This is a genomic window from Pedobacter hiemivivus (assembly GCF_004331685.1).
GTDB lineage: Bacteria > Bacteroidota > Bacteroidia > Sphingobacteriales > Sphingobacteriaceae > Pedobacter > Pedobacter hiemivivus.
The window spans coordinates 47,227-72,551 of record NZ_SJSM01000024.1; the positions used below are offsets into that span (position 1 = coordinate 47,227).

19 protein-coding genes are annotated in these 25,325 nt (G+C 38.6%); 4 read left to right on the top strand and 15 right to left on the bottom strand.

The window, feature by feature from the left end; genetic code table 11:
* Nucleotides 1–54: 54 nt before the first annotated feature.
* The gene (eno, locus tag EZ444_RS23030) at nucleotides 55–1,350 is read left to right on the top strand and encodes a phosphopyruvate hydratase (RefSeq protein WP_131611783.1); all 1,296 of its coding nucleotides are present in this window, start codon (nucleotides 55–57) and stop codon (nucleotides 1,348–1,350) included.
* 128 nt (nucleotides 1,351–1,478) lie between these two features.
* Nucleotides 1,479–2,069, top strand: coding sequence for an RNA polymerase sigma factor (locus EZ444_RS23035; protein ID WP_131611785.1), 591 nt, complete (start codon nucleotides 1,479–1,481; stop codon nucleotides 2,067–2,069).
* On the opposite strand, the gene EZ444_RS23040 is transcribed toward EZ444_RS23035, so the two are convergent.
* The 6 genes from EZ444_RS23040 to EZ444_RS23065 are packed head-to-tail and all read right to left on the bottom strand — an operon-like array spanning nucleotide 2,066 to nucleotide 11,792.
* Complete coding sequence (locus EZ444_RS23040) at nucleotides 2,066–3,259, bottom strand: DUF5009 domain-containing protein (protein WP_131611787.1); 1,194 nt, start codon at nucleotides 3,257–3,259, stop codon at nucleotides 2,066–2,068. The genes EZ444_RS23035 and EZ444_RS23040 overlap by 4 nt on opposite strands.
* The gene (locus EZ444_RS23045) at nucleotides 3,256–4,584 is read right to left on the bottom strand and encodes a glycosyl hydrolase family 18 protein (RefSeq protein ID WP_131611789.1); all 1,329 of its coding nucleotides are present in this window, start codon (nucleotides 4,582–4,584) and stop codon (nucleotides 3,256–3,258) included. Before EZ444_RS23045 ends, EZ444_RS23040 begins: the two co-directional genes overlap by 4 nt.
* 32 nt (nucleotides 4,585–4,616) lie before the next feature.
* Nucleotides 4,617–5,606, bottom strand: a complete 990-nt coding sequence (locus tag EZ444_RS23050; protein ID WP_131611791.1) for a glycosyl hydrolase family 18 protein — start codon at nucleotides 5,604–5,606, stop codon at nucleotides 4,617–4,619.
* An 11-nt stretch (nucleotides 5,607–5,617) separates the two neighbouring features.
* Complete coding sequence (locus EZ444_RS23055) at nucleotides 5,618–7,207, bottom strand: SusD/RagB family nutrient-binding outer membrane lipoprotein (protein WP_131611793.1); 1,590 nt, start codon at nucleotides 7,205–7,207, stop codon at nucleotides 5,618–5,620.
* Nucleotides 7,208–7,228: 21 nt separating this feature from the next.
* Nucleotides 7,229–10,696 carry a SusC/RagA family TonB-linked outer membrane protein gene (locus tag EZ444_RS23060; RefSeq protein WP_131611795.1) on the bottom strand — a complete coding sequence of 1,156 codons (3,468 nt, stop codon included), beginning with the start codon at nucleotides 10,694–10,696 and terminating at the stop codon, nucleotides 7,229–7,231.
* Nucleotides 10,697–10,733: 37 nt separating this feature from the next.
* Nucleotides 10,734–11,792 (bottom strand): FecR family protein, encoded by a 1,059-nt coding sequence (locus EZ444_RS23065; RefSeq protein ID WP_131611797.1) that lies wholly within the window; start codon nucleotides 11,790–11,792, stop codon nucleotides 10,734–10,736.
* A gap of 145 nt (nucleotides 11,793–11,937) precedes the next feature.
* Between EZ444_RS23065 and EZ444_RS23070 the strand changes: the two genes are divergently transcribed.
* On the top strand, nucleotides 11,938–12,237 hold the full coding sequence (locus EZ444_RS23070) for an FtsB family cell division protein (protein ID WP_090784879.1): 300 nt from the start codon (nucleotides 11,938–11,940) through the stop codon (nucleotides 12,235–12,237).
* On the opposite strand, the gene EZ444_RS23075 is transcribed toward EZ444_RS23070, so the two are convergent.
* Both EZ444_RS23075 and EZ444_RS23080 read right to left on the bottom strand, forming a co-directional pair.
* Complete coding sequence (locus EZ444_RS23075) at nucleotides 12,234–12,845, bottom strand: trimeric intracellular cation channel family protein (RefSeq protein WP_131611799.1); 612 nt, start codon at nucleotides 12,843–12,845, stop codon at nucleotides 12,234–12,236. The two genes, EZ444_RS23070 and EZ444_RS23075, sit on opposite strands and share 4 nt — an antisense overlap.
* Nucleotides 12,846–12,856: 11 nt before the next feature.
* Entirely contained in the window at nucleotides 12,857–14,944 is a 2,088-nt protein-coding gene (locus EZ444_RS23080; RefSeq protein WP_131611801.1) for a vWA domain-containing protein, read from the bottom strand.
* Nucleotides 14,945–15,027: 83 nt separating this feature from the next.
* Between EZ444_RS23080 and EZ444_RS23085 the strand changes: the two genes are divergently transcribed.
* Nucleotides 15,028–15,762: a L,D-transpeptidase family protein gene (locus EZ444_RS23085; RefSeq protein WP_131611803.1), complete on the top strand. Its 735-nt coding sequence runs from the start codon at nucleotides 15,028–15,030 to the stop codon at nucleotides 15,760–15,762.
* Between the two features lie 52 nt (nucleotides 15,763–15,814).
* Here EZ444_RS23085 and fabG read toward each other — a convergent pair whose 3' ends face one another.
* From fabG to EZ444_RS23120, 7 genes are all read right to left on the bottom strand, one after another.
* A complete protein-coding gene (fabG, locus tag EZ444_RS23090; RefSeq protein WP_131611805.1) occupies nucleotides 15,815–16,558 on the bottom strand; it encodes a 3-oxoacyl-[acyl-carrier-protein] reductase in 744 nt (247 codons plus the stop codon).
* A 9-nt stretch (nucleotides 16,559–16,567) separates the two neighbouring features.
* On the bottom strand, nucleotides 16,568–17,668 hold the full coding sequence (locus tag EZ444_RS23095) for an agmatine deiminase family protein (protein WP_131611808.1): 1,101 nt from the start codon (nucleotides 17,666–17,668) through the stop codon (nucleotides 16,568–16,570).
* A gap of 9 nt (nucleotides 17,669–17,677) precedes the next feature.
* Nucleotides 17,678–18,547, bottom strand: coding sequence for a carbon-nitrogen hydrolase (locus tag EZ444_RS23100; protein WP_131611810.1), 870 nt, complete (start codon nucleotides 18,545–18,547; stop codon nucleotides 17,678–17,680).
* A 49-nt stretch (nucleotides 18,548–18,596) separates the two neighbouring features.
* Nucleotides 18,597–21,131, bottom strand: coding sequence for a carboxypeptidase-like regulatory domain-containing protein (locus EZ444_RS23105; RefSeq protein ID WP_131611812.1), 2,535 nt, complete (start codon nucleotides 21,129–21,131; stop codon nucleotides 18,597–18,599).
* Between the two features lie 56 nt (nucleotides 21,132–21,187).
* Entirely contained in the window at nucleotides 21,188–21,391 is a 204-nt protein-coding gene (locus EZ444_RS23110; RefSeq protein WP_131611814.1) for a cysteine-rich CWC family protein, read from the bottom strand.
* Nucleotides 21,392–21,505: 114 nt separating this feature from the next.
* Nucleotides 21,506–23,884 (bottom strand): ribonucleoside-diphosphate reductase subunit alpha, encoded by a 2,379-nt coding sequence (locus EZ444_RS23115; RefSeq protein WP_131611816.1) that lies wholly within the window; start codon nucleotides 23,882–23,884, stop codon nucleotides 21,506–21,508.
* Between the two features lie 104 nt (nucleotides 23,885–23,988).
* A complete protein-coding gene (locus EZ444_RS23120) occupies nucleotides 23,989–24,963 on the bottom strand; it encodes a ribonucleoside-diphosphate reductase small subunit (RefSeq protein ID WP_131611817.1) in 975 nt (324 codons plus the stop codon).
* Between the last annotated feature and the right edge of the window lie 362 nt (nucleotides 24,964–25,325).

The following is a 25,325-nucleotide window of genomic DNA, read 5'->3' on the forward strand; positions in this document are numbered from 1 at the left end:
TTAGTAATTGTACTTTTTACACTAAGGCAGATTTACTAATAAAAAACCAAAAAAATGAGTTTAATAATCGATGTTCATGCACGGCAAATACTTGACTCCCGTGGCAATCCTACAATTGAAGTAGACGTAATGACAGAAAATGGTGTTCTTGGTCGTGCGGCAGTACCATCAGGAGCCTCAACAGGCATTCACGAAGCTGTTGAGCTTCGCGACAATGACAAGGCTGTATATATGGGTAAAGGCGTATTAAAAGCTGTAGCCAATGTAAATGACACGATTGCTGCTGAATTAAGGGGTGTGGATGTATTTGAGCAAGTTGCAATCGATAACTTACTGATCAAATTAGACGGAACTGAAAACAAAGGTAAATTAGGTGCAAATGCTATTCTGGGTGTTTCTTTAGCTGTGGCTAAAGCAGCTGCACAAGAAAGCCGTCAGCCTTTATACCGTTACATTGGTGGTGTTAATGCAAACACCTTACCTATTCCAATGATGAACATCGTAAACGGTGGTTCTCACTCTGATGCTCCTATTGCTTTCCAGGAATTCATGATCATGCCTGTTGGTGCTTCTTCTTTCTCTGAAGCACTGAGATGGGGAACTGAAGTATTCCATAACTTAAAAGCAATTTTACACAGTAGAGGTCTTTCTACTGCGGTAGGTGATGAAGGTGGTTTTGCGCCAACTTTTGAAGGTACTGAAGATGCTGTAGAAACCATTATGCAAGCGATTGAAAAAGCAGGTTATACGCCAGGTAAACAAATTGCCTTAGCATTTGACTGTGCTGCTTCTGAATTTTACAAAGACGGAAAATACGATTACACTAAATTTGAAGGCGATAAAGGAGCGATTCGCACAAGTGCTGAACAAGCTGAATACCTTGCATCTTTAACTGAAAAATATCCTATCATCTCTATTGAGGATGGAATGGGCGAAGATGACTGGGCTGGCTGGAAATTGTTAACTGAGAAAATCGGTGACCGCGTTCAGTTAGTAGGTGATGATTTATTTGTAACGAATGTTAAAAGATTACAAACTGGTATCGATACCGACACTGCAAACTCTATCCTTGTAAAAGTAAACCAAATCGGTTCTTTAACAGAGACAATCAATGCAGTTTCTTTAGCACAAACCAATGGTTATACTTCTGTAATGTCTCACCGTTCGGGTGAAACTGAAGATGTTACCATCGCTGATTTAGCCGTAGCATTAAACTGTGGTCAAATTAAAACAGGTTCAGCTTCACGTTCTGACAGGATTGCAAAATACAATCAGTTGTTACGTATTGAAGAAGAATTGGGTTCTGCTGCCAGATTTATTGGCAAAGACTTTAAATACGCAATAAAGTAGTTTAAAGACAAATATTTCAAAAAAGTGCCTGCATCATAAATTATGATCAGGCACTTTTTTTATGTCCAGTATTTATTTAATATTTTTTCCTACTTTAGTTCAATGTACTCTCTCTCAAGTCATGGCATATGAACTATAACCATCAGGGTATCATAAAAAATTGGAAACTCCTGATAGAAGGCGAAAAACAAGGCCTATATGCTTGTTTTTCTCTCTTCTACGACGATTTGTATAGGTTTGGAATGTCTTTATACAGAAATCATGAACTGATTAAAGAAAGTATCCAAAACCTTTTTATTGAGTTATGGAAAATCAGAGACAAACTTGCCGAGGTAGAAAACATCCAGCAATATGTTTTTACCATTTATAAACGGATTATTTATAAAACTCATCAAAAAGAAACTGGTAAAGACAACAGTAATCAAGTGCCTTTGGAGGAGATCAATGAGGAACATATTTCTGTTCACTCTTATGAAGCCATACTTATTGCGAGTCAGGAAGATCAACATTTAAAAAAACGGCTTCAATTTGCAATGGCCAGCCTAAGTCCCCGGCAGAAGGAAATCATTCAAATGCGATACTTTGAGTGTCTGTCTTTTAAAGAGATTTCGCACAAAACATCATTAACAGAAAGAACGGTTTATAACACCCTTCATAATGCAGTTAACGTTTTGCGCGAAACACTTCTTTTTATTTGGATAATGATCAATTTGGACTAAATTTTCAATCGAATATTTCTTTTCTCCAGTAGTCCTGTAATACTGACAATAATCAATGCATAAATAAGTGATTTGAATAGACCGGGCACACCAGTTCTCATGATTTCAGGCAACTGTGCAAGGCCCAATAAACCAATCAATGCATAATGAATATATGGCAACAAATAACAGGTTAATGTACTTGTTCCAGCAGGTTTAATATACTTATACCAGGTTACCATCTTCTTTAAATCAGTAATGTATACAAACATTAAAAATCCAATGACACTTATACCGGAACAAATTGCTGTCCACGATGGAGTTGCCTTAATTTTAGAAATCCCCCAAATGGGACGGGTAACCAGACCAAATACCATAAGGCCAACAGCAAACAAGACCATGATCAACCAGAACTTTTTATTTGCCGAAGTAAGTTTTTTGTAAGTAATTGAAGCTATGATGCCAGCCATACTCAATGCGGGCATAGCCCCATCGCCAACAATCCATACATAATCCTTTATCTTCTCAATCGGAGCAAGCCATCCTAAAAAGTAGCCACAGCTAAAAAGCATAAAGAATAGGAATGCTGCAACCTGAATTATCGGTTTTCCTCCCGAGAAAAGATAAACACAGGAAGCTATCAAATAGGCCCAACCAATCAAGCCAAGAATACCCCACCAGTGGATACCCATCGCGGCCAACCCACTGCCCCTATTTGTTTTATAGAGCATCGCCAATATAACCAGCAGTAAGATCCCTATTATCTTTAATAGTTTTACCATTTGTGATTCTGGATTTTTATAGGCCATCCATATCAGAAAGAAAGCACCAATTAATAGTATTGTCCAGATCCCTTTGGGCAAGATGGCACTTTCAGCATAATTCTCAGCATTGACCAAAAACAGCCCCATAACCAATAATGCTACGGACCTTGATAAGATATGAAAAAAGATTTTTGACGTTGTATCACCTTTTTTTCTTCGATTTTGAATGGCATAGGGCACTGAAAGGCCTACGATAAACAAAAATGCCGGAAATACGATATCCGCCAGTCCCATACCATCCGCATCTGCGGAAACATGGTCCAGCCATTTTGGAATATCAATCAATGTCCAAAGGTCATTCACAAAGATCATTAAGATCATAATCACCGCCCTAAACGCATCTATGGAGACTAACCTAGGCAATGTAATAACTGCGGCCACTGTCATTTAAGAATCTGGCTTATGGCTTTCATTAATGAATTGTCACCCTCTCCATCATAATCACCTGCCCAAAGGTATGCTCCTTTAAAGCCATTTTGTTTGATGTAATTGGCCTTTTGTGTAACCAACGGAATCCCATTAAAATACACCCCCTTTGCTATTGCTCCCGTAAATTCCTTTTGGACAGCAGTAGGATCAGCCTTTAAGATATCCTTAAATGGCAAGTAGTTATAAGATCCCCAACTAAGATTATTACCATTTCCATCCAATTCAAGATACCTTAAACCAAAGGCCGGCATACCTAGAACAATTTTGTTTGCCGCAAAACCTTTATTACGCCATATCCCTGCTCCAGAAATCATCCAATTAAGAGAAGATTGCTGCCCTAGGGTAGCACCTGGGCCCACGTGATTACCATCTTCAAAAGCATGGACATTGACCCAGTCCACTTTCGAAAGATCGGTATAGTCCCAATGTAAGTAATTCACCGTTACAGTAGCAGTAACAAGCTTGCCCGCTGGCAATGCAGCTTTTAATTCAGAAACAAATGGACCAACTGCTGCAAGACTTGCAGAGACATCCCCACCACCTAAATCTGTCATCATGACATCTATACCATCTAATCTTCTATCTGCAACATACGTTACCAATGTTTGAACCAACTGAGCTCTTTTGGCAACATCAGTAATCACCGAGCCAAAATCGGAGCTCGCATATAATGACCATCCATCTACGCCGGATAATCTTCCCGAAACGCCCAATAAAACAGGTACACCAGCAATGTGCCCTCTAGCTACAATTTCATCCAAATTCTGATTTTGATTCCCTTTGGAGAAATCAACACCCCCTTCTGGGAGTACTCTTGCACCATTAAAAGCTACATGAGTAACATTTACCCAATTCACATTTGCTGCAACCCCGCCGTCTGAGAGGTAAGACATATTCACAAAAGGACTAGGTTTTGGCGTATACGTTGTGGGAGACACCAAAACTTTAGATAAGCGCGTTGCAGTTTGTCCATTAAATGTGGCTTCCAGTTTAATTACATACTCTCCACCTGCAGTTGGCGTAAAGGTGAAAGCAGTATCTGTAGACACCTCTTTTCCATCTACTTTCCAGCTTACTTTCATTTTAGCTCCCGGTGCTGGCGAATACTGCAATCTGTTATAGACTGCAGACTCACCTTCCTTTATAATTCTTGAAGGTGATTGAAACACAAGCCCTCCGTCAAAAATCCGGGGATGAAAATCTCCTGCAGATTCAACTTTATCTTTTTTACACCCAAGCATAAATACCAGCAAGGGGAATATAAGGTATATTATTTTTTTCATTTGAATATCTTTAAGTTTTCTCTTAATTATGCTTAACGGATTGAGGTATTTATAGCAGTCAAAAGTGATTTATCACCCGTTGCATCGCCCAGCAATTGCCAGATCATTACTCCTCCCGCCTGTTTCTTTAAAGCAAAGTCGACCTTTTTCTTTATGGTAGGCAATCCATTATAATAGATTGTTCCCTGATTTGGCACCACAACAAAATCAACCAACTCGGCACCAGGGAAACCTTTTACAATATCACCGTAAGTATAACTTTCCTGAATAGCAGGACCAAAGCCATAGCCATAAAAAGGAAGCCCCAGTATAAGTTTATTTGCGGGTACTGCTCTTGATTTATTCCAATATGAAAAATCAGTTTCAGCAGCTTCATAAGTTGAATGTGGCCCTGGTCGGTCTTTACCCCATGGTCCCGTTTGATCATAGGACATAATGTTGACCAGATCAAACAAAGCCAATGCTTTATCTGATATCGCACTCCCGTTCCAGGTTGCAACAGCTGCTGTTAACAATTTTTTATGTGGCTTCAAGGCATTGGAAAGCTCAACAATTAAGCCTTCATAATTTAGGTCGATAAAATCCCCTTCCAGATCAACATCTACCCCATCAAAATTGTAGGTATTTGTCAATTTAACCAATTCCTTAATCAGCTCTGTCCGTTTACCAGGCTTTATCAGTTCTTTTAAATGTACCGGAGCATTTCCTCCACCAAAAGAAAACAACACCTTTACTTTATTTTCATGAGCCCTGGTTATAGCCGCGGCCAGCCCGGTTGAGGGGGCAATTACCCCCTGAGCATCCGGATTTAGGAACGCAATATTTAGATGTGTAATCTTAGTAAAATCAAGCTTTGCCGATTCTGTATCCAGATTACCATGCCCAAATAGGTAACCAACAACAAAAAAAGCCTTACCCTCCTTTTTGTCGGGAATATCTGGCGCTAATGCCTTTGATTTAGCACAAGAAGTAAGTGCGATAACCAAACAGATGACCTGTATAAATATCTTTGAATTTTTCATTAGTTTAAAAATTATGGTTTATCCCACCAAACTCTATTGGCCCAGGTATTACCACCGGGACCAATAGCTGCGATCGCAGCAGCAGCATTTACTGCATTTTGTTCCAATTCAAAAATTGGATATTCAAACCTTCTTGGCGTAATCAAAACTGATGACTCACCATTGAGTGATGAAGCTAAAACGGGGAAACCTGTCCTTCTCCAGTTTGCATAAGCTTCTGGGCCGTTTAAAAGTAATGCTATCCAAAGCTGTGTATTGATCAGCTCAATTTCCCGTCCCGGAAGTAGACTATTACTGGTTATAAAAGCATTGATTTCTGTTGAACTGATAGTCGGTCCGCCCGGAAAAAGACTCAATTGAACCATTGCGCCCTCAATCCCTTTTGCATAATGTTCAGCAGCAGCCCCTCCAAAAAGCACGCCCCATCTCACCGTAGCTTCGGCAAGAAGAAATTCTACCTCTGCATAAGTCTGGTGTAGAAAAGGGGCATTATTACGAATAAGAAAATTAGCAAGTTGTGCTTTTTGATCGTTGTTAACAACCTCTTTTGGCCCTACTCCTGGTATATTTATGGTAATTGGATCTATCCAGCCATCCCAGACATATTCGTTTGCAGCAACTCCTTTATATCCATTCACCGCCTTTACGGGGTCGGTGATGTCTATCCGGTCAAAAGGCCTGTTCATAATGTCAATGTAGTATCTCGCAATATGTTTAAGACGAGGGTCGTTGGTGCCATTCAATTGATTAATAAAAGGATCCTGCAACCTAGGTATCACTTCGGCCTGGCAAAAGGCAGCCGACACCCCATTTCCCCTGATATCGTTATACCCATTTTGTACATCCTGATGAACGATTTTACACATGTCCGCATTACTTGTAAACACACCAGCTGTATACGCTGCCAGCGCTTCTGCTTTTGCTTTTACAGGGTTAATCTTTACCAGGCGCATGGCATACCTTAACCGCAAAGAGTTCGCAAATTTTTTCCAGGCAACAATCCCACCATTATAAAACAAATCTCCTTTTACAGCATCTTTAGCCGCATCAAGTTGATTCGAAGCTGCTGTAAGCTCCTTGAAAAAGTCGTTGTAAATATCTTCCTGCCTATCAAATTTTGGTTGTATAATCCCGTTTGTAAATGCTTTTCCCGCTTCAAAATATGGAATATCTCCATACACATCCGTCATTCTCGCAAATTCATATACCTTCATGATGCGACAAACGGCATTCAAATTCGTTTTTAATGGATCATTATTCGTTCTGGTAACCGCGTCAACAATATTTACAATATCATCATCGTAAGTATTATTCCATAGGGAAGAAAGATAGTTTCTATCGTAGATATAAAACTGTCCATTTCTATTCAACCAGATTCCTCCAATTTGTTGCACCAGGGGCATCGTAAATACAAGCCCAAATTTTTCATTTACCTCCAAATCTCCAGAAAAGCGCAATTGAACGTTTGTCAACTGCAAGGAAGGATCAAGATTACTTGATCTTGTGGGGTCAATATTTACATCCCCAAATTTCTTACAAGAATTGAGCATTAGTACCAGTATACCAAGTAAGAATGCATATTTTTTTAAATTCGTTTTCATGTTTCTCTCTTAATGAATCTCTTAAAACTTAAAGTTTAAATTAAAGCCCCAGCTGCGTCTTGTTGGCAAGGAACCATATTCCAGACCCTGTCCGTTTCCATTGTTATAATTGGAATCCGGATCCACATTTGGAACATCACTATAAAGAATAAATGGATTACGACTCACCAATGCGATTTGTATATTTCTAACACCCCACTTTGCTGAGATTTTCTCAGGAATGGTGTATCCAATTGTGATTTCACGCAGTTTTACATAAGTACCATCGTAAATATATGGTCTTGCTACTCCTCCGCTTGCCACAATCTGAGGCCAGTAAACAGATGGATCAACGGCTTTTGTGTTTTTAACAAAATTACCCGCTCCGTCTTTCACAACACCCTCAGGAACCAAGCCCCTAACTTTCCCCATATCCTTCCACTGATCAGCAGTATACCCCTGCGCCTGTCTGTCTTCTTCAGATGCGATCCACTCTGCACGACCAGCTAGCGTGGTATTTAAACTACCACGACTGGCGGCAGAAAGATTAGTCATTGAAAACAGATCAGATCCATACTTCACATCAATAAGTGCACTAAAACTAAAGTTCTTGAAATAGATAGCATTACTAAAACCCCCTGTCCAATCGTATATCCCTTTACCAACCACCTGTCTTTCATCGCTCTGCAATGGCAAAAGGGTTACGGGATCTAGTATTACATTACCAGCAGGGTCCTTTTGGTAATCAAATGACAAGATCGACCCATAGTTTTGTCCGGGTTTTGCGATTACAGCAACGCCCATCCATCTTGCTTCAGATAAAGTTAAAAATGGCACTCCTTCTGCCAGAGACTCAACTTTATTTACATTCCTTGCAAAATTGAAACTCACATCCCATCTAAAATCCTTTTTCGCAACAGGACTTGCGGTAAGTAAAACCTCCACTCCCCTATTTAAAACTACTCCAGCATTGATCATCCGGGTAGGGAAACCCGATGATAAAGGACTTGGAACATTATTGATCTGATCTCTTGACTTTTGGTTGTAATAAGTAACATCCAGGCCTATTCTATTCTTAAAAAATTTCAGCTCTGTACCGACCTCCCATGAACGGGTACGTGTAGGCAGTAGGTCTGCATTTGGCATTCTTGATGTGTTTAACCCCCCATATGATAATCCATTAAAAGACAACGGATTTACAGAATAGTACAGATCTAGTAAATAGGGATCTGTATCGCTCGCTACTTCTGATATCGCAGCCCTTATTTTACCCATGGTTAATACCTTATTACTCAATTTAAAGGCATCAGAAAAGACAAAGCTTGAAGATAAGGATGGATAAACATAATCTTTGTTTAATGTTGAGTAAGCATCATTTCTAACTGTTGCATCTAAATATAAGTAGCCTTTATAGCCTACGCTAAGCAATCCATAAACAGAATTTAATTCTTTTGAATAAGGTACAGGAGTAATGCTTTTATCGCTAAAGCTTGTCGGAGTGATTGCATCAGGAACGTTAAGGTTAGTGAACAGCATAAAATCTGCCTTGTTATGTACTCTAGACATACTTCCTCCTATACGAGCGGCGAGATAGAGCGAAGGGGTAACTTGCTTTTGTGCGGTAAGCAACACATCCGCTTCTGTTGTAACGTGTTTTCTGTTGATCTGATCTAATGCTCCAGTTACAAAGCCTGGGGTTGTTCTAGGCGTAAATTTCTCAAAATTTATATAGGTAAGATCCGTTGATCCTCTACCCTGTAGACTTAACCAGTTTGTAATGTTATAATTGAGTTGCACAGCGCCCAAAAAACGATTTTTACCCGTTGTATTCTTCATCTCATTGATAACCCAATAAGGATTTAAACGGTATTGGCCGCCTCCCCAATCTATATATGAGCCATCAGTATTTTTATATTTATTGGCGAACCATGCCTGATCTACATTATTTGCTAATCCTATAAATGCATTTCCAATATTTCCAGGATCATCCGCAAGTGCCGGGCGATTATCTACATGTTCATCCATATAAAAGGCTCTCGCTTCAAGTGTTACCTTAGACCCAAATTTTGAAGTGCCATTAAAAGTAAAACTATTTCTTCTTATGCCACTTTCAGGAATGATGTCATTGTTTCTTAGATCCGTTGCAGAAAACCGAATAGAGGATTTTTCATTTGCATTGCTAAAAGAAACATTATTTGTAAATGTTGTTCCTGTTCTAAAAAAACCACCAATGTTATCCGCAATCTTTTGATACGGTCGATAAACATCATCATAAGATATCACCATTAAATCAGGATCTAACCTGGCACCAAAGTTATTAAACATTGATGTTCTCGCCTCTGCTGCTGTAGCATTAATGGTCTGCTTACGTCCCTGACCATATAAATACTGATACCCATCAAAAGAGGTTAACTGATTCTCAAAAGATGCAGTGCTATTTACTTCTATTCCCAGATCTGAATTGGCTTTACCTCTTTTAGTAGTGATGAGTATAACTCCGTTAGCGGCTCTTGCCCCATACAAAGCTGATGCTGACGGGCCTTTCAATACACTGATCTTATCTATGTCATCCGGGTTTATGGCAGAAATTGCATCTCCAAAATCATACCCTTGCGCATACATTTCAGACCCAGTGCCACCATAATTAGAGTTATCTATCGGAACACCATCCACCACATATAAAGGTTGATTATTTCCTGTTACAGTGGTATTTCCCCTAATGATTACTCTTGAAGAACCCGCCGGTCCACCTGCGGTACTATTGATAATAAGCCCCGCTACCTTACCTGCCAAAGAGTTTATGACATTTGTTTCTCTTGCTTTTTTTAGTCCCTCTCCATCTACTTCAGATACAGAATAACCTAAAGATCTTTGCTCCCTTTTAATACCCAATGCGGTAACTACAGTTCCCTCAAGATCAAGCGACTCTTCTTTCAAAACTATGGTTACATTTTTTTGCTGATCACTCACCACGATACCTGCTTGCTGAAATCCCATCATTCTAAACCTGATCACATCCCCTTTATCTGCTGGTATCGAGAAATTGCCCTGTGCATTTGTGGCGACTGTCTTATTTTTAGTGACATTAATTACAGTTACTCCTGGAATCCCCGCCTTCTTTTCATCTGTAACTTTACCTGTTAGCGTAAATTCAACCACAACAATTGGCGGGGTAAACGACTGGATCATAATGGTATTACCATTGATCTGGTACCTGATGCTAACTTGCTTGGAGATGGCATTTAACACTTCATCTATTTTCGCCTTTTCAACATTAAGGTCGATCCGCTTATTTAGATTTAAGTCTAACGGATTATATGAAAAATGAACCTTTGCTTCATTTTCAATTTGCTTAAATGCATTTAAGATGGTCGCATTCTTCCATTTAAAAGAATACAACTTTTCTTTAGACTGAGCAAAACTGGACAAGGAAATAATCAGTCCAAAACATAAGCATGCTTTGCATAGCAATCCGTAAAAGAAATAGTAAGTTGGTAAGCTTCTTTTCATATCAGTTTGTTTGGTTAGTGGTTAATTTTAGTTGAGTTTATTTTTCGAAATCAAGTTTCACGATATCGTCTTTTATGCTGTATGTAAAATGGTTTGAGAATCCTATGGCATCTAAAATCTCGGTAAGGCTTTCATTGCTAAACTGTCCGGTAAATGCGATTGGTTTCGTAGGTTGGTTTGTAGTGCTGATCTCTACTCCATAAATGTTCTTCAGGACTGTCCTGATCTCTTTTAGTGAGGCCATCGAGAATACAATCTTTCGGTTGGCCCAGTCTTCAACTTCGCTGATTGCAAATTTTGACTTATTAAATTGCTGCTTTTCATTATCAATATTTACCTGTTCGCCCGGTATCAGTTGCAAATGATTGATCACGCGCGCGCCACTAACAGTTCCTACGTTAACCTTACCTGTAGTCAACATCACCGAAGTTTCCGCAGTTCTGTTGTAGTTGTTAATTTTAAAAGAGGTGCCAAGAGCGGTAGTCGCCGTTTTACCAGAGATCACAATAAAGGGCTTATCTTTATTTTTAGCTACTGTAAAATATGCCTCTCCTGACAGCCATAAAACACGGTTATTCTTGTTATAATCCTGATCTATCTTCAACTCAGTGAGTCCATTCAGGAGCACAGTACTCCCATCAGGTAGATTTATCGTTCTACGCTCATTAAATTTGGTTTTTACGCTTTCATTTTTACTGGTTTGAGTATAGGTAGGAACAAGCGTACTGTAATCCGTTCTGTTCAATAGGAAATACGTACCTATACAAATTAGTATGGCTGCCGCAGCCGAAAGCCACGCATACTTTCTAAAAGGAACAATCCTTTGAGGAATTTCTGTCACTGAAGTATCGATGTATTCATCACTTTCAATAACCAGTTTTAGTTTTTCCAGCTCTTTTTGCTTTTCCGCTGGATCAATTTTTAAGGCAAAAATCATGAAAAGAGATTCTGCTTTATTTATCGTATCCGACAATTCTGGATGTTGATGGATGACTTCTTCCCAGTACGATACGACCTCAGCATCTTCCCGCAAACAGTATTTGATAAAGCTTTCATCTGTTAAAAAGTCTTCAATTTTATATAATGAGTAATCCATATTCAGCAATCTTGTTGAGTTTATAACTACAAGTGCCAAATAGTTTTCTTTTTTACCAATGATTTAGAAAAAATATTTTCAAGCTTTCTTTAAAACGAAATTACAGTTCATGCAGAATTGTAATTTTTATTTACATTTGTATATCATGAATCGCATATTAGAACTAGTCCGCAACAAATACTTCCTGTCTGTAGCAGCGTTTATAGTATGGATGTTGTTTTTCGACAGGAATGATATGATCTCTCAATATGAGTTCAAATCTGAGGTAAACAAGCTTCAAGAAGAGAAGGACTTCTATGTTAAAGAGATTTCGCAAGTAAAAAAAGACCTAAACGAACTAAATACCAATTTAAACACCGCTGAGAAATTTGCGCGTGAGAAATACTTTATGAAAAAAGACAATGAAGATGTCTTTGTAATCATTAAAGAAGCACCTAAGGATTAATATCCAAACTTAGGCAGGGCAAGCTTAAAGCGAACTACAATTACCCTTAATATAAATATAAAGGCAATTACAATAATTGTAGATGCACCATCCGTAACCTTAAAATACTTTAATAGAAAAAACAGAACACCTCCTAAAATACAGGCCGTAGCATATATTTCTTTGTGAAAAATAACCGGAATAGTATTTAATAAGGTATCTCTGATCACTCCGCCAAAACATCCGGTAATGGTACCGAGGGCCACACAAATACCCGGACTTAGTCCAAATGTAATTCCTTTTTGAATACCCAACATGGTAAACAAACCCAAGCCTAAGGAGTCGAAAAGGAACAACGTTACTTTAAACTTTTTAATGTGCGTTTTAAAGAAGATGGCCGCAAGGCTGGTTAATAAAATCAGCAGACAATAATTCACGTCCCGCATCCAGGCAACCGGCGTATCCCCCACCAAAAGATCCCTAACGGTACCACCACCAATAGAAGTTACAAAAGCAATGATCAGTACGCCAAATGGGTCCAATCTTCTTTGCATAGCAGCAAAGGTTCCAGATATCGCAAATGCGACAGTACCCAGTGTTTCAATTGTTTCCATGGTATTGATCTGCATAGCTTTCTTTGTTAAATTTCGCCGTTTCTTTTACGGAAGAACCATTCCATAGTTAGCAATGCCATAATCAGCAAAAACAGCCACTTAAAGTTAATTAATTCTTGGTACTTACGATCTTCATAACTTAAAGTTTTGATCTGATCGTTCGACTTTATAACATCAACCAACTTCAATAAATCCTGAGGCATATACATCTTCCCCCCAGTTTGTGCCGACATTGTGTTCAATAGCTGATGGTTGGCTACTGTTTGCTGGTATTCGGCAACCATTGCATTCACATAAAATACACCTTGTGCAGCATAATTTTTATTTCCCAATACTGTCGTTGCCGAATAAGTATAATTTCCTGCAGGCAAAGTTCCTGCATCAAGCTGATAAGCTGCATCAGTCCTGGAGAAAAGAAATTTAAAAGCCTTACCGGCATCATTTTTTAGGGTGATGCTCACATCAGGAGCGTTTACAGAGACATAACTGTCATTATACAACACTCCATTGAGCAATACATTTTCATTCTCATCAAAAGTATTTTTGGCAGCATACACTTTAAATTTCCTTTTATCATCTTTAACAGAGAGATACTGAACGATTTTAGAAATCAAACTGTTAAAAACCATTGGCTCTTGTTGCGCTTCTCCCGCTTCAGAAAGTTTCCATTTCCACAATCCCTCTCCTATTAAAAAGCCAGTTTTCTTGCCATTATCCACCATAAAAAACAGCTGCGGATAATCAGTATGGATTTTTCCAATCCGTTGGTTTAGCACAACAGCACTATTTCCATTTACAACAACATTACCAAAGGGAACTTGCAAAGGATCAAAACCTGTAATCTGTTTAGCCATTGCCTTATCCAGATCAAATGCAGTAAACCCAGCGTTCACATCACTAAATGTCTCCTGCAAAGTATTGTTACTTCCGCTAAACCGAACTTGTTTCTGCAGCTGATTAAATATATTAATATTACTTTGAGCACCTAAAATATGCCATACAGCAACATTTACAGCGCCCAATTTATTGATAAACGCGGAGGCATCGTAAACCATAGAAGGTAACTGATATAAGATAACCAGTCCATAATCCTCAGGCCGAAAAGCATTCAACTCTTCTGCTAAGGCAACCTTTACCTCGAAATTCTTTTGAAGTGAAATGGCCTGTTTTAATGCTGTAATGTCAGGATGTGGCCCAGCTGCGGCAATAAGCACCTTTTGTTTTGCATCGATAACATCAATAAAAATATGCTGAATATTGTTCTTTTCAGAAATCTCGTGCTGTAAAGGACTCAGCTGCACAGTATATTTCTGCAAACCTAACCCTATTGCTTTAAGTTTTACAGGAATATTTTTGACAAAGGCATCTGAGGTAACCGACAAGCGCTCTTCGTAAACCTTTTTTCCATTAGTGCTCACCGAAAGCTGACTTTCAGCCCCCTTCGCTTCAAAAGCTTGCGCTTGCACCTCAATGGTAAAATCATTATCCCGATAAACCAGACTATTATGATTGATATTGGCGATTAGTAGATCCCTTTTGGGAACTGTGTCTCCGAGCGCAATCGTGTAAACCGGAGCTTTTAATTTATTCAGCTCATAAAGCGGGCTACCACCACGATTAAAAATTCCATCCGAAGCTAAAATAACTGCACCAACATTCCTGTTCAGGTATTCGTCGTTCAATTTCGTGATCAACTGTGCAGCATTACTTAACTTGCCTGTATTAGAAAAATCGAAGCCTGTTTTAACACTATCGCTAAAGTTATAAATCCTTACCTCATACTGTTCAGACAGTTCTTTTGCAAGACGCTGCATTTGCTGTTCGTACAGCGGCTTATTAAAGCCCACAGGCGTAATATTCCCTACAGAAAGGGAATTGTCCTGCCCAATAACAATGATAGGTTTCTCGGGGTTATAAGAAACACTCCTGATCAATGGAAAACATAGCAAAAATCCAATTGCTGTTACAACAACGGCACGAGCAGCAGCCAAACCATAACGCAACCTTTTATCCAGATCTTTTGTTTTGCCATACAATAGCCAGGCAAAAAACACACCTATAAGCAGGCAGAGAAACAGAGACAAAAAAGTATATAGGTTAAAAGAATCGCTCATAAGTATTTGGATAAAGATGCTAAATTTTAAAATAAACTGCTAAGCATTTTATCTAAGTTTGTTTTACAAAACGCTTGTTAAATATGAAAACCTACTTAAAGCTCATTTTATTATTCAGCATCACCTCACCGGCCTTTGCTCAATCGGAATTTAAAACTAAACAATTATCATTTGAAAGGGTAAAGACTGCCTACACTGAGAAATGGACCAATCTGCAAAAGGAATTGACACAGGCAGGAATCAAGGGTGCTTTTAAACTTTACCTGGCCGCTTACAAAAGTGAAGGGAAACTAGAGTTATGGTTACAATCTGGAAAGGAAAAAACATATAAACTATTTAAAACGTATAATTTTTGCGCCCATTCTGGTATGCTGGGCCCCAAAATAAAGGAAGGAGATCTTCAAACACCTGAAGGTTTTTATAGCATCAATGTCTTTAATCCCGAAAGCAAATTCCATTTATCTCTTGGCGTAGATTACCCAAATGAGATCGACACACAAAGAAGTGGGCAGGAAAAGCCTGGTGGCGATATTTATATTCATGGGAATTGCGTCACCGTTGGTTGCATCCCTTTAACTGATGAAAAAATAAAGGAAGTTTATGTATTGGCCGTTGAAGCAAAAAATGCTGGACAGTTACAAATCCCTGTGCATGTTTTCCCTTTTAAAATGACCCAGCAAAACCTCAACAAATACCTGGTTCAGTTTCCAGCACAAAAAGCTTTCTGGAAAAATCTACAACCAGGTTATGCTTATTTCGAACGACACAATGTGCCACCAAACATTCTAATGCAGAAAGATAAATATCTCTTTAAATAAAGAATGGGCTGTACCATGATGATGATACAGCCCATTCTTATGATAATTTTCCTTATAACATTCCGCCGCAAACAGACAATACTTGTCCGGTTACATACGAACTCATATCTGAAGCTAAGAATACACATACATTAGCTACATCTTCAGGCTCCCCTGCTCTTTTCAATGGAATACCCTCTTCCCAACCTTTAACAACTTTAGGATCCAATACATCCGTCATTTCGGTACGGATAAAACCGGGAGCCACCACATTGGTACGAATATTACGTGACCCCAATTCTTTAGCCAATGATTTAGAGAAGCCAATGATACCCGCTTTTGAGGCCGCATAGTTAGCTTGCCCAGCATTTCCTTGAACACCTACTACAGAACTCATGTTGATGATAGAACCCTTACGTGCCTTCATCATCACCTTAGAAGCAGCTTTACATACGTTAAATACCGATTTTAAATTAACATTGATCACATCATCCCAGTTCTCTTCGCTCATACGCATCAATAAACCGTCTTTGGTAATCCCTGCGTTGTTAACCACAATATCCAAGGCGCCAAAATCAGCTACAATATCGTTGATCAATTGATCCGCTTCATCAAATTTAGAAGCATCAGAGCGATAACCCTTTACTTTTGTTCCAAAACTTTGTAATTCCTGTTCTAAAGCTTGTCCCTTTTCCACAGATGATAAATAAGTAAAAGCTACATTAGCACCCTGTGCTGCAAATTCTTCCGCTATTTTGCGGCCTATCCCTTTAGAAGCACCTGTAATAAGTGCTGTTTTTCCTTCTAATAATTTCATATATATAATTTAAATTGGATCGCCTGGAGACCTATATCCGCCGTCTTGTTTTGCCGGCTCTTGCTGACTTAAACAGTGAAAGCTTCCCAGTCCCCATATAATGTCTGTTGAATCTATGCCAACCACTTTTCTATCCGGGAATACACTTTGAATAATCTCTAAAGCGATCTCGTCGTTTACATCTCTAAACGTTGGTACAATTACCGCCGCATTAGCAATGTAAAAATTAGCATAAGAAGCAGGTAAACGTGTGTCTTCATGAATAACTGGCGAAGGCATTGGCAGCTCCACAATATTTAATGGCCTATCACCATACAAACGCATGGCCTTTAATGCCTCCAGATTCTCCTGAAGAATTAGATAGTTTTCATCCAGCGGATTACTTTCTACCACAGTCAACACCGTATCTACGCTCACAAAACGCGTAATGTCATCAATATGGCCATCAGTATCATCACCAACTATCCCTTCACCCAACCATAAAATCTGGTCTGCACCATAAAAATTAATTAAGTAAGCCTCGATCTCTTCTTTAGTTAAATGCGGATTTCTGTTTTTATTTAACAAACAAGCAGTAGTAGTTAAAATAGTGCCGTCCCCATTAAATTCAACAGAACCACCCTCCATTACAATCTCAGGATAATATAAAGGCAACTCAAAATGGTTTGCGATCTTGGTTGGAATGTCATCATCCAGGTCATACGGAGGATATTTATTTCCCCAGGCATTATATCCCCAGTCTACAACCGCTTTCTCATGGAAATAAACATCCATCAAAAATGCAGGCCCATGATCCCTGCACCAGGCATCATTGGTCGGAAAAAAATAAAACTCAACCTGACTCATATCAACGCCTGCCTTTTCAATTTCAGAAATAGCAAAAGCCTTCATCTCTTCGTCATTCACGTTAATCCTTACCTTTTCACCTTCGGCAATTATTTTAATAAACTGACAATAGGGACCATAGATCTTATCTAATTTTCCAGGCCATGAGGCTTCTTTGTGAGGCCAGCTAAGCCAGGTAGCTTCATGGGGTTCCCATTCAGCAGGGAAGCTATAGCTTCTGTTTCTAGGGCTGTTGTAAAATTTTACGTCGTTAAATGCTGACATCTGTAAGTGTTAATCTTCGTCAATATACCTTTTTGTAATCTGAGAGTAGCTATCAATACGCCTATCACGTAAAAACGGCCAATGCGTTCTATAACTGTCAGACTTAGACAAATCAAGTTCTACAACTTTTAGTGTTTCCTCATTATGAGGCGCCTGGTACAATAAACTTCCAAATGGATTAGATACAAAAGATCCACCCCAAAATTCAACCCCTGCTTCTTCACCAACACGGTTAACACTTACTACTGGAACACCATTCGCTATCGCATGCGAACGTTGAATGGTTTGCCATGCGTTATACTGTTCGGTGTTAGTTTGCTCATCTTGTGTGGTTGCCCAACCAATAGCAGTTGGATATACCAGAAAATCGGCACCCATTAAAGCCGTAAGACGTGCAGCTTCAGGATACCATTGATCCCAGCAAATCAACACACCTATTTTAGCATATTTAGTTTTAAATACTTTGTAACCTAAATCACCCGGAGTGAAGTAAAACTTCTCATAAAAACCTGGATCATCAGGAATATGCATTTTGCGATATTTACCCAGATAAGTACCATCTGCATCTAAAACAGCAGTGGTGTTATGATACAAGCCTTCGGCTCTTTTTTCAAACAGCGAAGCTACAATAACTACATTCAACTCTGCAGCAACCTTCGTAAGCACATCTGTTGATGGGCCCGGAATCGCTTCTGCAAGTTTAAAATTATCATAGTTTTCTTCATCGCAAAAATATAAAGAGGTAAATAGTTCTTGCAAACACACTACCTGTGCTCCCATTGCTGCAATCTCCCTGATCTTAACAATTGCCTTATCTAAATTTTCTTGTTTATTTCCGGTACAACTCATCTGTACCAGCCCAACCTGTACTTTAGCCATTCTTTAAAATTTGATATGCAAAGTTAAAATAAAAAACCAAGCAGTTCTTTTACTCAATCACAACTTTTTGAACTTTAACCCCAAATTGATCCGACATTGTCGTTCCTTCTATCCAAATGGTATATTTTCCCTTCTGATCGGAACAGAAAAAAGAGACATTCGCTTCCCCCTTTTCATTGGTCGTGATGTTAGGATTCCAGTAAATAGTCGACCGAAAATCTGTAGGCTTTGCCGGTTTTTCTTTTGCTGTGTAAAGCGGGCTATAAAACTGCTCGGCATAATTGACCTTTAATGGGCGATACATGTATATGCCCGGCCTTCTCTTTATAAACGGTCCATCACCATTTTTTGTGGTAATGGCAATAAAGGCAAGATCAGTATCATTTACCGGATCGGCCCTGAATCTCAAATCCGGTGCAAAATTAGCCATGTAATTTTGATTATATCTGGGACTTTGCATCACTTCAATTCCCCTAATATCATCGGCAGTGTAATAACCCATAATTTCCCTTAAAAAATCATAATGATCCCCTGTACCTGCTTCTCTTTCCATATTGAAACTCATATCAGCATCAATACCATCTATAATTAACCGAACCTTCTTATTATTTAAAACATAATCCCTTGCTTTACTCGGATCAAATTGAATGCCCTGACCTGCCTTTCCAGATAACCCAGCAGCAGCCTGCCGTTTGGGATAGCCAGCTCTAAATCCCTTCAAATTCCTCATCAGAAATGATTCCAATGACATTCTAGGTTCTTTTGAAAGTTCCGAATCGGTTAAAATATAATCTGCCTCACCCGGGCCATTCAAATTTTTTGAGCCACGAATCGCTTTTTTCGAATTGATGACAACTTCCTGTAATTGACTTCCACCACCACGTTTATAATTATCACGCTGAGCCGTCGTGAAAGCAGCAAATACAGTATCCAAATGAGTTGATTTACTGCTTAAAATTCTGGATGGCCGATCCAATGCTTTATAATCATAGACTTCCAAGCCCACACCAAATGTCTTTTTATTTTTGTTCAATGCCCTGATTACAAAAGAAGCGCTATCGCTATCAAATACAGGCAGTTTATTGAATGTAAACCGGCCCGACTCATCGGTTAAAGTGTCGATAATAATGGGACGTCTTCCCGAGCCAAATAACATTACACTGGTTCTCGCCATAGGCTTATTGAATACATTTGTAACTTTTCCCGACACTTGATAATCAGATTCGGCACTAAACTTCATTTTGGTAGGGAGGTCATAACTTACCCAGCCCTGGGTAAGCAACAATGCATCGAGCGCAGCTGCATGTTGTCCACTAAAATAATAATTTGGGCTTTCTACATTCCCTCTTAAATCTGAAGTTAAAAGTTGATAGTTAACTATATTTTCATCGTTAAGACTATCCCTTAAAACTTGCTGATCATCGGTTACAGCAATAGAAAAAGCTCCTCTTAGCGGTTTTCCAAACTGATCTGTCACATTAATTTTCAGGTCAACCTTATCCCGGATGCTATACTTCTGCTTACTGGGATTTAAGGCAATCTTTAACTGGTCATGATGATTGATAAAGGCGAGACGTTCATTTATAGGCTTCAGTTGCTCATCTAGTAATATTAAACGACTAATGCCTGTCGGAAATGCGTCTTTAGCAATATTGATCTTTCTAGGTTGCCCTTTAAGTCTCAACTTTACGCCAAAACATATCATACCTCTAGACTCACCGATTAAAAAGTAATTTTTAGGAGTCGTCAATACATCCTGAGTTCCATTTATAGTAAGTTGCAAACTATCGGACTTTTCAACATTATTAACTTGTAAAATGATTCCGCTCAACTTCGTTTTTGGTAATGGATAGCGACTACCGTTCTGCAAAACAGCGGAATAAATCTCCCCTGCATTTGGCGTAAAATCTACAAATCCCATTCCTTTATAAATGGGATTAAATGTTGCTACGACTTCATTTTTATCATTTAAAATCTTTCCACTTAGATCTATCCCTTTACCTTGTTCATTAATTGCCTTAAAACCCAAACGTTGTTTAATTCCATTTACCCAAACACCACCTTCAGGAAGGAATTGAAGATCTGGAGAATTGATCTTGCTTTGTGATTTTGAAGAACCTGAAGCAACAGCTACACTATTATCGGAATTGCCGATACGGATTTCCCTTTCAAAGAGCAGGCTATCCCCAAAATTCCGCATCCAATTCGTATAAGCTCTTAAAACATATGTTCCAGACAGCATCATCTGAGGGTCAAGCGCAATTTGCCCCCATGCAAAACCATACTTTGTAGGCGTAGTATAACGTTTAACCAGTTCATTTTTCCCATCAAAAAGTTCCAGATACATAACCCCACTTAATGTGGAATAGTTATTATTTAAGGCTTTTGTTAAATAAGCCTTATACCAGATCGTATCCGTAGCCAGGTAATTTTGCTTATCCAGATGAAGATATAACTTCTCTCTGGGAGCTTTTTCTTGTAAACTATTTCTATTTTTAATTAAATCAGAGATGGTAGAAACCTGTCCTCGGGTGGTCATTGTAACCACAACTAATAAAAAGAAAACAAAAAAATTCTTTTGCATACAGAGCATATATTTGCTCTAATATATACAATAAAAACAAATTACATAACTAGGTATTAAGACGTTACATCAGCTCTATATTCCTGTTGTAGTTCAAACAAACACTTAGCGCAAAGGCAGCCATCATATAGCTCACTAATGTATTGCACCTCGTTTAAATCAAGCTGAATCACACTACACTGGCATTTAGTATACGAGTTCGCCTTACACTCTATAGGAGTATTGCATCGCTCGCAGGGTATAATTTCATGTTTTGCCATTTAAAGGAATCAGAATTAAGAAGCCAATATCATTGATTAGAATGCAAATATACCATAAAAAAAAAGGAGTAAGAATTGCTCCTTACTCCTTTGTAGATATATCAATCTGAATGATTAACCTGAACAGCTGATGCAGCCTTCCTCCATTGAGCAAGTAGGACCTTCTGCAATTTCTTCAGCACTTTGTTCGATGTGCTCAGGAATTACAGGTTCCATATTTTTACCAGCTTGATTTTCTACTGTGAACTTAACAGCTTGAGAAGCTGCCTGAGTACGCAGGTAGTACATTCCAGTTTTCAATCCCTTTTTCCATGCATAGAAGTGCATCGAAGTTAGTTTTGAAGTATTTGGAGCGTTGATAAACAAGTTTAGTGATTGCGACTGGCAGATGTAAGCACCCCTGTCGGCAGCCATATCAATAATGCTACGCATTTTGATCTCCCAAACTGTTTTGTATAATTCTTTGATATAATCAGGGATCTCAGCAATGTCCTGAATAGAACCATTAGCCAAAATAATCCTGTCTTTCATAGCTGGAGTCCATAAACCCAATGCTACTAAATCTTTCAATAAGTGTTTGTTTACAACGATAAATTCACCGCTCAATACCCTTCTGGTATAAATATTAGAAGTGTAAGGCTCAAAACATTCGTTGTTACCCAAAATCTGTGAAGTAGAAGCTGTAGGCATTGGCGCAACCAATAAAGAGTTGTAAGCACCATCTTTCACTACTTTCGCACGTAAAGATTCCCAATCCCAACGACCGCTATCTGGTTGTACGTTCCAAAGATCAAACTGGAATTTACCTTTAGACAAAGGAGAACCACCAAAGGTCTCATATGGACCATGCTTAACAGCCAAGTCATTAGAAGCAGTCATAGCAGCAAAGTAGATCGTTTCAAAGATCTCTTTATTTAAGATCCGAGCACCTTCACTTTCAAAAGGCAAACGCATTAAGATAAAGGCATCAGCTAAGCCCTGTACCCCCAAACCAATTGGTCTGTGACGCATATTAGAGTTTTTAGCCTCTTCTACTGGATAGTAGTTATAATCTATAATTTTGTTCAGGTTTACTGTAGCCTGATACGTTACATCATATAATTTTTGGTGATCAAATTCACCGTTGATTACATATCTTGGTAAAGCAAGTGAGGCCAGGTTACAAACCGCAACTTCATCTTTAGATGTGTACTCAATAATTTCTGTACAAAGGTTAGAGCTTTTAATTGTACCCAGGTTTTGCTGGTTAGATTTGCTGTTGGCAGCATCTTTATACAATAAATAAGGTGTACCGGTTTCAATTTGAGAATCCAGAATAGCAAACCACAACTCTTGAGCTTTGATGGTTTTACGTGCTCTTCCTTCTTTTTCGTAACGCTCATATAAAGCATCAAACTCTTCACCAAAGCAATCTGCTAAACCAGGTGCTTCATGCGGACAGAACAAGCTCCAATCGCCATTCTCTTCCACGCGTCTCATAAACAAATCGCAAACCCAAAGCGCATAGAACAAATCACGTGCACGTAATTCTTCTTTACCATGGTTTTTACGTAAGTCTAAGAAACTAAATACATCAGCATGCCAAGGCTCTAAGTAGATTGCAAAGGCACCTTTACGTTTACCTCCACCCTGATCTACATAACGTGCCGTATCGTTAAATACTTTCAACATTGGCACAATACCATTACTAGTACCATTGGTACCACCAATATAAGATCCTGTAGCTCTAATGTTATGAATGCTTAAACCAATACCACCAGCACTCTGAGAGATTTTAGCCGTTTGTTTTAACGTATCATAAATTCCTTCAATACTATCATCCTGCATGGTTAGTAAAAAGCAAGAAGACATTTGAGGTTTAGGCGTAGCCGCATTAAACAAGGTTGGTGTTGCATGTGTAAACCAACGCTCACTCATCAAATTATACGTTTGAATCGCGCTATCGATATCACCTTTATGGATCCCTACAGCAACACGCATAAACAAATGCTGAGGACGTTCCACAATCTGTCCTTCAACTTTTAACAAGTAAGATTTTTCTAAAGTTTTGAAACCGAAGTAGTCAAAACCAAAATCCCTGTCATATATAATTGTACTGTCTAAAATGTCAGCATTCTTCTCGATCACTTCCCAAACATCATCTGCAATTAGCGATGCCGGTTTACCAGTTTTAGCGTCGATATAATTATATAACATCTCCATAGTTTTGGAGAATGACTTTGTCGTGTTTTTATGAAGGTTAGACACTGCTATACGAGAAGCCAGCAGGGCATAATCAGGATGTTTTGTAGTTAAAGAAGCTGCGGTTTCTGCTGCAAGATTATCTAACTCTGAAGTTGTAACACCGTCATACAAACCCTCGATCACCTTCTTGGCAACATCGATCGGATCTACAAGTTCAGCATTAAAACCATAGCATAACTTCTCCACCCGAGCCGTTATTTTATCAAATCTTACCGCTTCCTTGCGGCCATCTCTTTTTATTACGAACATATTTTCAAGTATTTAATTGCTTTTTGAGTTTTAGAGCAGAAACTCAACATAGGCACCGAATTACAATTATTATTTATTTTCTTATCGTCTAACCCCGATAAGGACTAAAAATCATCATCTAATGAGAATGCAGCTGCTTTATCCTCTGTTGAAGTCAACACACCACTTTTCTGATAATCACCTACTCTTTTTTCAAAGAAGTTGGTTTTACCTTGTAAAGAAATCATCTCCATAAAATCAAACGGATTAGTTGCATTATATACTTTGGTATAACCTAATTCTTGCAACCATCTGTCGGCAACAAACTCAATGTATTGCGACATTAATTTAGCATTCATTCCGATCAAGGCAACAGGCAATGCATCCGTAATAAATTCTTTCTCAATTTCTACTGCATCCTTAATGATCGAATGAACTTGCTCTTCGCTTAATCTGTTTTTAAGCATTTTATACAACAGACAAGCAAACTCACAATGGGCACCTTCATCTCTCGATATCAACTCATTACTAAAGGTAAGTCCTGGCATTAAACCACGTTTCTTTAGCCAGAATATAGAGCAGAAACTACCGCTAAAGAAAATTCCTTCTACTGCAGCAAATGCTACCAAACGCTCTGCAAAAGTACCGTTCTCAATCCAACGTAAAGCCCATTCCGCTTTTCTCTTTACTGCAGGAACAGTATCAATAGCGTGGAACAATCTGTCCTTTTCTTCCGGATCTTTGATATAAGTATCAATCAACAAGGCATAAGTCTCTGCGTGGATATTTTCCATCATGATCTGGAAACCATAAAAGCAACGTGCCTCAGGCAACTGCACTTCACTCATGAAGTTTACTGCAAGGTTTTCATTTACAATACCATCGCTGGCTGAAAAGAAAGCAAGAATATGTGAAATAAAATGTCTTTCTCCATCATTCAGATTATCCCAATGCTTTTGGTCATCCGAAAGGTCAATTTCCTCAGCAGTCCAAAAACTGGCCTCGGTCTTCTTATACATTTCCCAGATTTCAGGATATTTAATCGGCAAAAGAACAAATCTGTCTTTGTTTTCTTTTAATAATACTTCTTCTTCTTGCATAAGCATCTATTTTAATAAGGTAAATGTATATTGACTTTATAAAGCGCTAGTAAATCCGGCAGCCAAGCAATCCATACCTAGTTATAAAAAGTTTAAAAGACATCAATTTATCCAACAACCTTAAGCAACTAAATATTACAACTTTAACTAAAAATCTTTGAGTGGTTTACTAAAGAACTTTATGTAAACAAATATAAAGTCTGCCGCTCTGATAAGAGAACAATAGTTGTTAACAAGCGGGCATTTTTATCAACACTAAAAGGAGAAATTGACACACCCATTACCCTGAAATGTTGGTATTTATTTCTTTTTGTAAGGAGAGAAACTCTGAAAATGGTGTTAATAAATTCAAGAAACTGACT